Source organism: Actinomadura sp. NPDC049382 (genome assembly GCF_040677125.1).
GTDB classification, from domain to species: Bacteria; Actinomycetota; Actinomycetes; order Streptosporangiales; family Streptosporangiaceae; genus Spirillospora; species Spirillospora geliboluensis.
Window position 1 is genome coordinate 1 of record NZ_JBFARO010000005.1, and the last position, 12,811, is coordinate 12,811.

The following is a 12,811-nucleotide window of genomic DNA, read 5'->3' on the forward strand; positions in this document are numbered from 1 at the left end:
AGGGTGGGACGGAGTCCCATCGCGAAGCGACGCCGAAGGCGCCCTTGACTTTGGAGGGGCGGCCCCGTACGCAGCGCCGCCCCCACCACAATTCCATGAACATGCCTCGCGCGAACATGCCTCGCAGGAACGACCTCCGGCGAACATCCCGCATCTTCTCGACTGTTGGACGATTGTCGAATTCACAGCACCGCGCCAGCCTTCGACTATGACATCTCCGGATTCCGGGCCGCCGGCGATCTCCCTTTCCGTTGGAGGCAAGGCGCACAGCCGTCTAGGCACATGAACCGCCCCGCTGGAGACACCACGCCCCACTGAGGCAAGCAGCTCAACACCAGCAGCACTCCCGTCCCAACCATCCGCATACGACAACGTATCCAGATACGGTGATGTATCCTGCGGGCATGGCGAGACGAGAGACGCGGGTCGAGCGGCAGCGGCGGACGCGTGCTGAGCTTGTGGTGTCGGCGGCGCGGCTGTTCGCGGAGCGTGGGGTCGCCGCCACCTCCGTCGAGGCGATCGCGGAGGAGGCCGGGTACAGCCGTGGCGCCTACCACAGCAATTTCGAGACGAGGGACGAGATCCTCAACGCCGTCGTCGCCCACGTGGTCGGAAGTCTCGGGCCGGAACTCGCCGCCACTCTGCATAGCCGAGGCAGCGTCCTAGACCGGCTCGCCTCCTACATCCGCACTTTTCTTGCGTACTGCGCGCAGCGACCAGTGGAGACGCGTGCCTTGATTGCCGTCGTCGCGCACCGGGCGGCAACGACGGCGGGTTCCTACGACGATCTCGTGGCGGCGTCCCTCTCCGACATCGTGGCGCTGTTCGAGGAGGGCCAGAACAGCGGGGAACTGCGTCGCTTCGACCCCGTGATGATGGCCTCGATGCTTCGCCGCACCCTCGACAGTGAAGGGCTGCGGGTCGCACTCGGCGCTCCAGTGGACGACGTCATCAGCGAACTGACCGCGACGTTCAGCCAAGCGACACGCTCCAACGAGAAAGCCTGATTTCATGCCCGTCCAGACCTCCCGCCAGATGGTGCTTCGTGAACGTCCGAGCGCGGGCATCACAGCCGACACGTTCGCCGAGCGCACCGAGCCAGTGCCTTCCCTCAAAGACGGCGAAGCGTTGGTACAGGTCGTCTGGCTTGGAATCGACGCCACACAACGGACGTGGCTCAATGCCGACGCCACCTACATCGCACCCGTGGGAATCGGCGAGGTGATGCGCGGCAGCGGCGTCGGCCGCGTGGTCGCGTCCCGCAATCCGGTGCTGCCGGAAGGGCAGTGGGTCTATGGCGACCTGGGCTGGCGAGAATATGTCGTGGCCCGCGACGGCGGCCTGTTCGGCGTCAACCCCGCCCCGGACGGGATCGATCCCCGCCACATGCTCACCGTCTTCGGCGTGAGCGGGCTGACGGCATTCATCGGAATGTCATGCGTGCTGAACGTCGCCGACGGGGACACCGTTCTGGTCACCGGCGCGGCCGGGAGCGTGGGCTCGCTCGCGGGGCAGATCGCGCGGCTTCTCGGCGCTCGGGTCATCGGCACCGCCGGCTCGCCCGAAAAGGTCGCCTGGGTGAGGGACGTCGCCGGGTTCGACGCGTGCGTCGATTACCGCGCCGACGATGTCCCGGCCGCTTTGCGCGCCTTCGCGCCTGACGGGTTCACCGCCGTCTTCGACAACGTGGGCGGCGTACTCCTGGAGAACGCGCTCGACCGGCTGGCCCTCCATGCGCGCATCGCACTGTGCGGGTCGATCTCGTCCGGGTACACGGCCACCGGATACGGGGTGGGGCCGTCCAACTACATGCAACTGGCTTTCCGGCGGGCTCGCATGGAGGGCTTCATCTTCTTCGACTACGCGTCCGAGTTCCCCAAAGCGCTGTCCCGTCTCGCCGCCTGGGTGTCCGAGGGGCGACTGCGCTGGGCCGAAGACGTCATCGACGGTCTCGATAACGCCCCTGCCGCTCTGCAACGGCTCTTCGACGGCGCCAACCTCGGAAAGCAGCTCGTCCAGGTGAGCAAGGTGAGGTGAGCCCGGCGACTGATGGCAAGGGCTCCTGTTAGCTGGGCGCGGGGTTCGTCGCGGGCGCGTCGGTGTCGAGCAGGTTCAGGTAGTCGTTGAGCAGGGCGGACGCCTGGAGCATCGCAAGTCCCCGCGCGGTCAGTTTCCGCTGCCAGTCGTCCAGGGAACGGGACAGCGCATCGGTGCCGCCGGCGGTCCGAATCTGGTGGACCACGGCGGCGATGTGCTCCAGCAGATATCCCCCGCGCCGAAGGAGATGGGCCAGTTCGGCATCGCGGACGTCGGTCGCACGGTAGACGCGGTATCCGGTGGCGGGGTCACGTTCGGGGACGACGATTCCGGCGTCCTCCCAGTTGCGCAGGGTGGCCGTGGTGACGCCGAGCCGGTGGGCGAGATCCCCGATGGACTCGATGGCGGCGATTTCCGAGCGGTCTGGAATGGCGACAGCCTCGGCCGTCAGATGGTCCACCGCCTGCCGCACCGAGCTGAGGGTCTCCCGGTCACGAAGGAGTTGGTGATGGGCACGGTCGATGGCGGTCAAGGCGTCGTCCAGCCGGTCGTCGTGGAGCGCGGTCATGATCTGGCCGGCCGCCGCGTATCCGAGGGCCTGCACAAGGGAAAGGTAGGCGCGGAGAGCGGCGGCATGCGCCTCGGTGTAGATGCGGTAACCACTGGCGGAACGCCGCGCGGCCGGGATGAACCCGTCCCGCTCGTAGTTGCGGACGGCCTGCGCCGAGATGCCATGCTCCCGCGCGAGATCGAACGGACGCAATCAGATCACCTGTTTGAGGCTTTGCAGTACGGCTCTCCGTTCATCACCCTGAAAGTATCAACATAACTTCAGGGATGTAATTCAGCGGTCAGCCTGGTGAACCGCTCCCCGTCCCCACCGAGGGACCCCCCATCGGGGAGCGGCTGCAACCAAGTAAGGCCGTATCTACCTCGCCAAGACGCGCCTGAAAGACAGGGCCAGAAGCAGGGCCGCCGCGACGAGGATGCCGCTCGTCCAGACCGGGCCGAGGTCGCCGAGACCGGTGCCGAGCGCTGCGGCGGCGGCGAGCGGTCCCGCGACGGCACCGACGTTGAGCGCCGCCGTCGCATACGAACCGCCCATGCTCGGCGCCCCCGCCGCCTCGTAGAGGACGCGTGCGATCAGCGTGCTCCCGAGAGCGAACGAAAGCGTCCCCTGCACGAACACAAGGCCGAGCAGCGCGACCGGGTTGGCGGCGAAGGTGCCGAGGGCGAGCCATCCCAGCAGCAGAAGCGGCCCGCCGACTGCGATGACGAGACCGGGATGCTCGTCTGACAGGTGTCCGGCGGTGGTGACGCCGACGAAGGAGCCGAGGCCGAACAGCACCAGCACGGCGGACACCCAGATCGGCGCCAGCCCGGCGGTACCAGTGACGATGGGCGCGAGGAAGGTGAAGGTCCCGAAGGTCGCGGCGTTCACCAGCGCGCCGAGCAGCATCACGAGAATCAGCCGCGGCCTCCGCAACTGCGCGAGTTCGACCCGCAGCGCGGGGCCGTCCGCCTCGTCCGGCCGTCCGGTCTGCGGGGGAAGGCCCCGCAGTACGCCGATGGCGGCGGGCAGGCACAGGACGGCGACGGCCCAGAAGGTGGCCCGCCAGCCGAGCAGCGTGCCGAGCACGGCGCCACCCGGGACCCCGGCGATGGTCGCGGCCGTCGTGCCGGACAGCAGGACGGCCAGCGCGCGTCCCTTCCGGTCGCCGGGCACGAGCGCGGCCGCCGTGGCGAGCGCGACCGCGAGGAACCCGGCGTTCGCGAGCGCGGCGACGATACGGGTCACGACCAGCACCGGGAAGCTCCCGGTGACGGCGCCGACAGCGTGCGCGGCGAGGAACAGGCAGATGAAGCCGACGAGGCCGGACCGCCGCGGCCAGGTGCGTGCGACCGCCGCCATCAGCGGCGCGCCCGCGACCATGCCGAGCGCGAACGCGGAGGTCAGCAGCCCGGCGGTCCCGACGGGGACGCCGAGGTCGGCGGCGATGTCCGGCAGCAGGCCGGCGAGCATGAACTCCGAGGTGCCCATGGCGAAGACCGCCACGGCGAGCAGGTAGAGCGGAAGAGGCACCGCATGGCTCCGAGGTGAGGCGGGATAGGACGAGTCGTCTCGTCACCGCGCTCAGCCCGAGAGCGGCCCCGGCCGCTCGCAGCGGCCGTCCGGGCCGGATGGCTTCAGTGGTTCAGGGGGCTGACGGGTGACCGAAAGCCCCCGTCTTGGATGCCTCGGGGCTCACCATGCTCCAGACGATACTCAGCCACGCTCACCCAGCGCACATCAATTACCCCCCGCACTGCCCGTGCGTCGATCGCCTCTACTGGGCAGCGTTGATAAGGCTGTACGTTGATCATGAGGGGGAATGCCGGAACATGTCTGACACCTTCCGCATCGGGGGCTCCATCGAGGTGGGGCGGCTCGGGTTCGGGGCCATGCAGTTGCCGACCGGTCCGGCGGAGGTGCGGGCGAACTCGGTGGCGGTGGCGCGGCGGGCCGTCGAACTCGGCGTCACGCTGATCGACACCGCCTACCTGTACGGCTGGGGCGCCAACGAGGAGTTGCTCGTCGAGGCCCTTCACCCCTTCCCGGACGACGTGCTCGTCACGACGAAGGTGGGCGTCATCCCACCGGAGCCGCCGCGCGAAGCGGCACTGTGCGGGCGGCCGGAGGTGCTCCGGGACCAGGTCGAGCGGGCCCTGCGCCGGCTGCGCACCGAGCGACTAGAACTGCTTCAGCTGCACCGCGTCGACCCGGAGGTACCGCTCGCCGACCAGGTGGGGACGCTCCGCGATCTCCGGGACGAGGGCAAGATCGGCCACATCGGGCTGTCCGAGGTCACGGTCGCCGAGCTCGACGAAGCGCGGCGGATCGTCGACATCGCGAGCGTCCAGAACCGCTACAACCTGCTCGACCGCGAGCACGACCCGGTGCTCGACGCCTGCACGGCGGCGGGGATCGCCTTCCTGCCGTGGCGGCCCGTCCTGCCCGCGACCACGGCCGGCGAGGTCGCCGCCGTGGCCGCCGAACTCGACGCGACCCCGGCCCAGGTGGCCCTCGCGTGGCTGCTCGGCCGGTCGCCGGTCGTCCTGCCCATCCCGGGGACGGCGTCGATCAGGCACCTGGAGGAGAACGTCGCCGCTGCCGACCTGCAACTCACCGACCAGCAGCGGGCCCGGCTCGACTCCGCCAACCAATAGAAACAGTCAGCTGTTGACCAGGAGAGACACCTCCGTGTTGCCGCGCGTGGCGGACGAGTAAGCGGAACCCGGCCCCGGCGCTCCCAGAGCCAGCCCTGCGAGGCTGAGGTGGTGCGGGAAACCGAGCGGCGACGCGGAGGTGCTGCACGGGTTGCGGGGCCCTTTCCCGCTGCCGCCCGCCCACACCAGGCACGCCGGTCTAACCCGACCAGTACACACTGGAAGGCATCAGAGTGTGTATTGTGTGCGCCATGGCGAGACTCAACATCACGCTCCCGGACGAGCTTGCCGCCACGCTCCAGGGCCTCGCCGAGGACAAGAAGATCGCCTCGGTGTCCGGGTTCCTCGCGGACGGCGCGCGCCTCAAGCTGGCCTACCTGCGGGACGCCTCGACCATCGACGACCTGTTCGGACCGCCGAGCCCCGACGAGCAGGCGATGGTCGATCGCCTCGTCGAACGTGGCACGCCGGACCGCAGGGACGTCGCGTGATCACCGGTCACGTCTTCGACGCGACCGCACTCCTGGACCTCGCCACCGGCAAGACGATCTACGTCCGCGCCCGGCTCCGCGCGTCCATCGCCCAGCACGCCACCATCGTGATACCCGCCACGGCTCTCGCCCGCGCCTGGCAGATCGTCCCTGACCACGGCCGCACCGTCCTGGAGCGGCTCCCCGGTATGCAGGTCGTCCACGTGGACGACCTCGACGACGTGATCGCGCAGCAGACCGGCCTGCTCGTCACCACGATCCCCAACCTCGGCATAGACGCCGCCCAGGCCGCCTGGTCGGCGCGCTGGCGCCGGTGGCCGCTGATCACCGCCGACCCCGACGTCTACGAGGCCGTCCCCGGCGTCCGCGTCGAGCAGATCCCCTGACCCCGCTGCCCCCGCCCCGAAGGACCCCGCTGCCCGCATCGACCCCGCCGCCAGCATCGGCCGAGTCGTTTACGCGGCCAGGCCGGGGTACGGGGGCCGCATGGGGACACGTGGCAGCCAGGGATTGCTGCACATCTATCTGACCGACCATCTGGCCGCGGCCGCCGGTGGCGTGGCCTTGGCCCGCCGGGTCGCGCGCTCGCATCGTGACACGGACGACGCCGACCTGCTGCGGCGCCTCGCCGCCGACATCGCCGCCGACCGTGGGGCGCTGCTGTCGATCCTGCGCTCGCTCGGGATGCCGCCCCGTCGGTTCAAGAGCATGGCGGTGTGGGCGGCGGAGAAGGGCGGCCGCCTGAAGCTCAACGGCCGGGTGGCGACCCGCTCGCCGCTCAGCGATCTCGTGGAGATGGAGGCGCTCCGGCTGGCCGTCGAGGGCAAGGCGGCCGGGTGGCGCACCCTGCTCGCCATCGCCGACCGAGAGCCGGCGCTGGACGCCGAGCAGTTGCGCACCCTCCTCGACCGCGCCGCCGCCCAGATCGCACTCCTGGAGGAACTCCACGGGAAGGCCGCCGGCACGGCGTTCCGCGAGAAGGGCACAGAGCGGACGAGCCGGACGCGCACGGCCGTCTCGCCATGACCGAGCGCCCGCCCCTCGTCCGACGCCACCAGCGCACGCAAGCAGGCCGGGAGTGGACGTGCTTGTGCGTTGCCCGCACCACTCGGCGATCAGGCAGGGTGCCAGCTGAGGGACAGGCCCATTTGCACCCGCACGGCCTTGAGATCGGCGGCCCCGGGGGCCACGGCGCCTTCTTCGCGGTGATGGCGAACGCCTGGATGCAGCGGCCGCCCGGGTGACGACACCGAGAACGGGCTCATCTCGCCGCCCACACCCCGGAAGGCCGATGTTCACCCCCGCGCCCCGGCCGCAGACCGTCCAACTGATCCTTGCTGGGGTCGCGTCTCTGCTGTTCCTGTGTGGCCGAGTGCCTCGTTCTCGACTCTGATGCGCAGCCTGAACAGGCACAGGTTCGCCGCTGTGAACAGCAGTGAAGTGCGCCAAGCGGTGTGGACGAGCGGCAAAGCAACCCCCTCTGCGACGACCGCCACGTAGTTGGGGTGTCGTAGGCGGCGGTACGGGCCGCGCTCCACGAGTGGCATGCCGGGCACCACGATTACCCGGGTGTTCCACCGTTTCCCCAGGCTGGCGATGCACCACCAGCGCAGCGCCTGCGCCGACAGCGCCACCGCCAGCATCGGCCAGCCGAGCGGCGGGACGAACCGGCTCCGCCCAAGACGGGCCTCCAGCAGCGCCCCGCCCAGCAGACCGGCATGGGCGGCGGCGATCAGCGGATAGTGCCGCCGGCCGTGCTCGACGCCGCCGTTCCGCCGCGCCCAGGCCCGGTTGCGGCGCGCCACGGCCAGCTCTGCCAGCCGCTCGGCGGCGACGAGCCCGATCAGTACGCCGTACCGGTTCACCGAGCGGTTAGCACGCGACCCGGGCTTCACACGCTTCCCGCGCACACGCCTCACCAGCGCAGCAGGACTAGTTCGGCGGAAAACCCCGGCCCGAGCGCCATCAGCAGGCCGGGGGTGCCGTCGGGCGGACGGCGCCGGGCGATCGTCTCCTCCAGCACGTTCAGGACCGACACCGAGGACAGGTTCCCGTGCGTCCGCAGCGACTCCCAGGTGATGTCGAGCGCGCCCGGCTCCAGCGCGAGTTCCCGCTCGATGGCCTCGATCACCTTCGGGCCGCCGGGGTGGCAGACCCATGACGGGACCCGGTCAGGGGCGAGCCCGTGGTCGTCCAGGAAGGATGTCACGTCGCCCGCCAGTGTGGCCTCGACGTGGGCGACGAGGTCGGCGGCCAGGACGACGCGGAGGCCGTGGTCGCCGACGTCCCAGCCCATGAGGCGCTCGGTGCCGGGGTAGAGCCTGCTGCGGCTCGCGACCACCCGCGGCCCCCGGTGCCCGGCGGTGTCGCGGTGGTCGCCGAGCGCCACGACCGCGGCGGCGCCGTCGCCGAACAGGCCGCTGGCCACGAGGTTCGCCATGGAGCTGTCGTCGCGCTGCACGGTCAGGGAGCACAGCTCGACGCACACCAGCACCGCCACCCGCTCGGGGCGGCCGCGCAGGTAGTCGGCCACGCGGGACAGCCCGGCGGCGCCCGCCGCGCAGCCGAGGCCGAACATCGGCACGCGGGTGATGTCCTCGCGCAGGCCGACGCGTTGCGCGACGCGGGCGTCCAGCGAGGGTGTCGCCACCCCGGTCGAGGAGCAGAAGACGATGTGGTCCACGTCATGCGGGGAGAGCCCGGCGCCGTCGAGCACGTCGCCGACCGCCCGCGCCGCCAGTTCGACCGCCGTCTCGATGTAGACGGAGTTGGCCTCGGTGAAGCCGTCGAGCTTCACGTACTCGTCGATGGGCAGCGCGAGACGGCGCCCGGTGACCTGGGTGGCGGCATGGAGGCGCCGGACGATCTGCTCCTTCGCGGCGGCGCGCTCCACGACGGCACGGGTGATCTGGTCCTGGTCGTAGTGATGCTCCGGCACGACCGTCCGTACTGCAGCGACGCGCATGAGGCCCCCCGACTGTCGCCACAGCACGTACCCGGCGCTTCGGAGAACACTCGCCGTCAGGTCGTCAACTCAAGTTCCAGCTGCTCGGCGACCGGTTCCGGGGGCGGCTGCGGGGCCGGGGGCATGGCCGGGCGGCCGCGTCCCGGCCACCACCAGTTCGCGTGGCCGAGCAGGCTCATCAGCGCCGGGACGAGCACGAGCCGGACGATCGTGGCGTCCATCGCCACGGCGACCGCGAGGCCGACCGCCATCATCTTCACGGTCGGGTCCGGCTGCGCGACGAAGCTCGCGAACACGAAGATCATGATGAGCGCGGCGGAGGTGATGAGCCGGGCGGTCGCCCCGATCCCGACGACCACCGACTCGTGCGGGTCGCCGGTCCGGTCGTACTCCTCCCTGATCCGCGACAGCAGGAAGACCTCGTAGTCCATGGACAGCCCGAAGATCAGCGCGAACATGAACAGCGGGATGAACGACATGATCGGGATGGCCTGGTCGACGCCGAGCAGCTCGACGCCCCAGCCCCACTGGAACACGGCGGTGACGACGCCGAATGACGCCCCGATCGACAGCAGGTTCATCAGCGCCGCCTTCACCGGCACGATGATCGAGCGGAACGCGATGACGAGCAGCAGCAGCGCGACGCCGACGACCGCGACGACGACGGTGAGCATGCGGTCCCCGACCGTGGCGGCCACGTCGATGATCGCCGGGTTCTCGCCGCCCAGGTAGATCTCGGCGCCGGGATGGGCGTCCCGGACGGCGGCGATCTCCACGTCCCGCAGGTGCCGGACGAGCTCGGTGGTCGATTCGGCGTGCGGCGCGTCACGCGGGGTGACCTGCACGATCGCCGTCTTCCCGGTCACGACGGGCGCGGCGGCGAAGACGACGCCGGGCGCCTCCGACAGCCGCCGCTGGAGCTCCTGGCCGATGAGGACGGCGTCCTTGTCGGGCTTCTTCGTCTGGTCCGGCGCGCCCTTCGGGAGGGCGGGCGACGGGGACGGGCTCGGCCTCGCCCCGGACGGCCCCGTCAGGCCGGACAGGCCCTCCCGCCCGTCCACCGTGGGCACGACCCGCTTCGGTTTGGCGCGCTGCTCCTCCCCCGGCACCTTCGCGACGACGACGAACGGGCTGTAATGCCCGGCGCCGAACTCGCGGGCGACGATGTCGTACGCCTGCCGGGCCTCCATCTTCGGCGACGACATGCTGTCCGCCATCACGCCGAACCGCAGGCTGAGCGTCGGGATCGACAGCGCCAGCAGGACGAGCGTCGCGACGATCGCGTACGGCCAGGCGTGCCGGTCGACATGGCGCCCCCAGGCCGTCCAGCGGCGCGAGCTGCGGTCGGGCCGGACGCGCGGCAGCCGGTACCGGTCGATGCGCGTGCCGAGCGCACCGAGCAGGGCGGGCAGCAGCGTCAGCGCGGCGACGACCATGACGGCGACGGCGAGCGCGGTGGCGATCCCGATCCGCCCGATGAACTCGATCCCGGACAGGAACAGCCCGCAGATCGCGAACACGACGGTGCCGCCGGCGAAGACGACGGCGTGCCCGGAGTGCGCCATGGCCCGGCCGACCGCGGTCTCGACGTCGTCGCCCTCGGCGAGCTGCTGCCGGTACCGGGTGACGATGAACAGCGCGTAGTCGATCCCGGCGCCGATGCCGAGCATCGCGGCGACCATCGGCGCGGTCGGCGCGATCTGGAACAGCGACGCGGAGAAGTGGATCAGCGAGTAGGCGACGGCCATCCCGCACAGCGACACCAGGATCGGGATGCCCGCCGCGAGGTAGGACCCGAACGCCAGCAGCAGCACGACCAGCGCGAGGACGATCCCGACACCCTCCTGCGGCCCGCCCTTCGGCTGGTTGAGGATCATCGCGGTAATGCCGCCGAACTTCACCTCCAGGCCCGCCATCCGGGCGGGCTCGACGGCGCGGTTCAGCGCGTCGAGGTCGGCGTGCGAGATGTCGCTCATCGTGCCGGTGAGGTTCAGCCGGACGACGACCGCGTTGTCGTCCTTCAGCCCGCCCATGCCCTGCGCGTAGGGGTTCTCGACGAACGCGACGCGCTTCAGCGCGCCGATGTTCTCGATCGACCGGCCGATGGTGAGCGCGACCCGCCAGTCCGCCGGGCTCGCGGCGCGGGTCTCGTGGAACACGACGGTCGCGGTCGGCCCGGTCATCGCCGGGAAGTCCTGGTGGAGGGCGTCGATGGCGCGCTGCGTCTCGGTGCCGGGCAGCGTGCTCTGCTGGACGAACATGCCGCCGTGCGTCAGGCCGAGGACGCCGGCGCCGAGGATGACGGCGACCCACAGCTCGAACACGGTGCGCCGCCGCCGCACGCAGAGACGCCCCAGTGCGTCCAGGAATCGCGCCATGTCCGCAGAGAACACCCATCGGTGCAGATTTGCAATACGTGCAACTTTGCAATGGTGGTAACGTGCGTCACATGGACGAGGCGAACGGCGGCGAGGGGACGGAGCGGCCGAGCCTGCGCGAGCGCAAGAAGCTGCGCACCCGGCAGGCCATCGCGACCGCCGCGCTGCGCCTGTTCGCCGAGCGCGGCTACGAGGAGACGACGATCGCCGACATCGCCGCCGCCGCCGACGTCGCCCCGCGCACGTTCTTCAGCTACTTCCCGTCCAAGGAGGACGTGGTCTTCGCCGAGATCGACGACCGGCTCGCCGAGGTCTCCGAACGGCTGCGCCGCACCCCGGGCGAGACCCCGATGGAGACGATCCGGCGCAGCATCGTGGACGTCCTCAACGCGCTCGTGGCGGAGCACCGCGACTACGGGCCGGTGCAGATCGCCCTCGTCCTGGAGCGCCCCGCGCTGCGGGCCCGCGCGCTGCAGCGGATGACCGACGCCCAGGAGGTGATCGAGGCGCTGCTGCGCGAGTTGTGCCCCGGCATCTCCGAGATCGACGCCGTCGCCGCGTCCGGCATCGCGATCGGCGGCATGCAGGCGGTCGTCGCGCACTGCCGCCGCGAGGGCTACGACCCCCTGTCGATGCGGACGGCCCTCGACCGCGCGGTCGACATCGTGGAGCACGGCCTGATCTCGGTCGACGCGCTGTCGCGGCCGTCACCCTAGAGCGCCGTCCCCCGAACCCCGGGTGCCGGCGGCGGAGGCGCCCGCCGCCGGTACCCGGCCCACGGCCCGGCTAGTCGGTGATCTTGATGCGGAGGCGGCGGAAGCCGCGGCCCTTGTTCTCGACCTTGGCGACCGTGATCCGGCCGATCTGCTTGGTGGAGCCGACATGGGTGCCGCCGTCGGCCTGCGTGTCGAGCCCGACGATGTCGACGATCCGGACGTCCGCCACCTCCGGCGGCACCAGGTTCGTCGCGGTGCGGATGATGTCGGGGATCTCGAACGCCTCGGCGCGCGGCAGCGTCCTGACGTCGATGCGCCGGTCGGCCTCGACCTCGGCGTTGCAGGCGTCCTCGACGGCCTGCTTGAAACCGGGCGGGACCTCGCGGAGGTCGAAGTCCATGCGAGCCGTCAGCGGCTTCAAATCCACAGTATGACGGTCACTCTTTGCGTGGCCGGATCGTGACAGTGGATCACCGTGTGTGAACCCGCGGTGTGGGGCGGCGCGTCCAACGCTCGCCCGCGCCGACCACCTGCGAGAGGAACCCCATGAAGAAGCTCATCGCCCTGGCGGCCGTGCTCGGCCTCGCCCTCACCGGCTGCGCGGTCCCCACTGAGCCCGAGCCAGTACAGCCCGCGGAGAAGGGCGCCGCCGGCGGCGAGACCACCAAGGCCACACCGAAGACGGTCCCGGTGAACCTCAAGGCCAAGCGCACCGCCTACGAGCCCGGCCCCATCTCCAGCGGCGGCAAGTACACCTGCGTCAAGGTGACCGTCACCAACCAGACGACCAAGAACCTCGACATCAACCCGTTCTACTTCGAGGTCACCGACACCGGCGGCACCAAGCGCAAGGCCGCGGTCGGTGAGGCCGAGGGCGAGTTCGACACGATGGCGCTCGCACCGAAGGAGAAGGCGACCGGTGTCGTGTGCGCCGAGGGCAAGTTCACCCCGGAGACGGTCACGTTCACCAAGGACGGGTTCGGCACCAACTACCGCGCGCAGGTGGCGCCGTGAGCC

The 12,811-nt window shown here is 70.7% G+C and carries 14 protein-coding genes; 8 read left to right on the forward strand and 6 right to left on the reverse strand.

Annotation, left to right across the window (positions count from 1 at the left end):
• The first annotated feature begins 404 nt into the window (after positions 1-404).
• Positions 405-1,007: a TetR family transcriptional regulator gene (locus tag AB0K34_RS04720; protein WP_364545542.1), complete on the forward strand. Its 603-nt coding sequence runs from the start codon at positions 405-407 to the stop codon at positions 1,005-1,007.
• Positions 1,008-1,011: 4 nt separating this feature from the next.
• Positions 1,012-2,037: an NADP-dependent oxidoreductase gene (locus AB0K34_RS04725; RefSeq protein ID WP_364545545.1), complete on the forward strand. Its 1,026-nt coding sequence runs from the start codon at positions 1,012-1,014 to the stop codon at positions 2,035-2,037.
• A 28-nt stretch (positions 2,038-2,065) separates the two neighbouring features.
• On the opposite strand, the gene AB0K34_RS04730 is transcribed toward AB0K34_RS04725, so the two are convergent.
• Together AB0K34_RS04730 and AB0K34_RS04735 are read right to left on the reverse strand one after the other, a co-directional pair.
• Positions 2,066-2,800 (reverse strand): TioE family transcriptional regulator, encoded by a 735-nt coding sequence (locus tag AB0K34_RS04730; RefSeq protein ID WP_138640781.1) that lies wholly within the window; start codon positions 2,798-2,800, stop codon positions 2,066-2,068.
• 165 nt (positions 2,801-2,965) lie between these two features.
• Positions 2,966-4,120, reverse strand: a complete 1,155-nt coding sequence (locus AB0K34_RS04735; RefSeq protein ID WP_364545547.1) for a Cmx/CmrA family chloramphenicol efflux MFS transporter — start codon at positions 4,118-4,120, stop codon at positions 2,966-2,968.
• A 299-nt stretch (positions 4,121-4,419) separates the two neighbouring features.
• Here AB0K34_RS04735 and AB0K34_RS04740 point away from each other — a divergent pair, with 299 nt between their 5' ends.
• From AB0K34_RS04740 to AB0K34_RS04755, 4 genes are all read left to right on the forward strand, one after another.
• Entirely contained in the window at positions 4,420-5,244 is an 825-nt protein-coding gene (locus AB0K34_RS04740; RefSeq protein ID WP_301177562.1) for an aldo/keto reductase, read from the forward strand.
• Positions 5,245-5,495: 251 nt separating this feature from the next.
• The gene (locus AB0K34_RS04745; protein WP_089328625.1) at positions 5,496-5,735 is read left to right on the forward strand and encodes a hypothetical protein; all 240 of its coding nucleotides are present in this window, start codon (positions 5,496-5,498) and stop codon (positions 5,733-5,735) included.
• Positions 5,732-6,121, forward strand: a complete 390-nt coding sequence (locus AB0K34_RS04750) for a hypothetical protein (protein ID WP_301177563.1) — start codon at positions 5,732-5,734, stop codon at positions 6,119-6,121. The genes AB0K34_RS04745 and AB0K34_RS04750 overlap by 4 nt, the downstream gene beginning before the upstream one ends.
• A 100-nt stretch (positions 6,122-6,221) precedes the next feature.
• Positions 6,222-6,761, forward strand: coding sequence for a hypothetical protein (locus AB0K34_RS04755; RefSeq protein ID WP_301177564.1), 540 nt, complete (start codon positions 6,222-6,224; stop codon positions 6,759-6,761).
• 269 nt (positions 6,762-7,030) lie between these two features.
• Here the strand turns inward: AB0K34_RS04755 and AB0K34_RS04760 are convergent, their stop codons facing one another.
• From AB0K34_RS04760 to AB0K34_RS04770, 3 genes are read right to left on the reverse strand one after another with little or no spacing between them, the layout of a single operon-like run.
• A complete protein-coding gene (locus AB0K34_RS04760; RefSeq protein ID WP_364545552.1) occupies positions 7,031-7,645 on the reverse strand; it encodes an isoprenylcysteine carboxylmethyltransferase family protein in 615 nt (204 codons plus the stop codon).
• Positions 7,646-7,650: 5 nt separating this feature from the next.
• The gene (locus AB0K34_RS04765) at positions 7,651-8,700 is read right to left on the reverse strand and encodes a 3-oxoacyl-[acyl-carrier-protein] synthase III C-terminal domain-containing protein (protein WP_138640776.1); all 1,050 of its coding nucleotides are present in this window, start codon (positions 8,698-8,700) and stop codon (positions 7,651-7,653) included.
• A 56-nt stretch (positions 8,701-8,756) separates the two neighbouring features.
• The gene (locus tag AB0K34_RS04770) at positions 8,757-11,078 is read right to left on the reverse strand and encodes an MMPL family transporter (protein ID WP_301177566.1); all 2,322 of its coding nucleotides are present in this window, start codon (positions 11,076-11,078) and stop codon (positions 8,757-8,759) included.
• Positions 11,079-11,149: 71 nt separating this feature from the next.
• Between AB0K34_RS04770 and AB0K34_RS04775 the strand changes: the two genes are divergently transcribed.
• Positions 11,150-11,794: a TetR family transcriptional regulator gene (locus AB0K34_RS04775; protein WP_138640264.1), complete on the forward strand. Its 645-nt coding sequence runs from the start codon at positions 11,150-11,152 to the stop codon at positions 11,792-11,794.
• Positions 11,795-11,864: 70 nt separating this feature from the next.
• Here AB0K34_RS04775 and AB0K34_RS04780 read toward each other — a convergent pair whose 3' ends face one another.
• Positions 11,865-12,215, reverse strand: coding sequence for a hypothetical protein (locus AB0K34_RS04780; protein WP_364545555.1), 351 nt, complete (start codon positions 12,213-12,215; stop codon positions 11,865-11,867).
• Between the two features lie 125 nt (positions 12,216-12,340).
• Between AB0K34_RS04780 and AB0K34_RS04785 the strand changes: the two genes are divergently transcribed.
• Positions 12,341-12,808 carry a DUF4352 domain-containing protein gene (locus tag AB0K34_RS04785; protein WP_364545558.1) on the forward strand — a complete coding sequence of 156 codons (468 nt, stop codon included), beginning with the start codon at positions 12,341-12,343 and terminating at the stop codon, positions 12,806-12,808.
• Positions 12,809-12,811 lie beyond the last annotated feature (3 nt).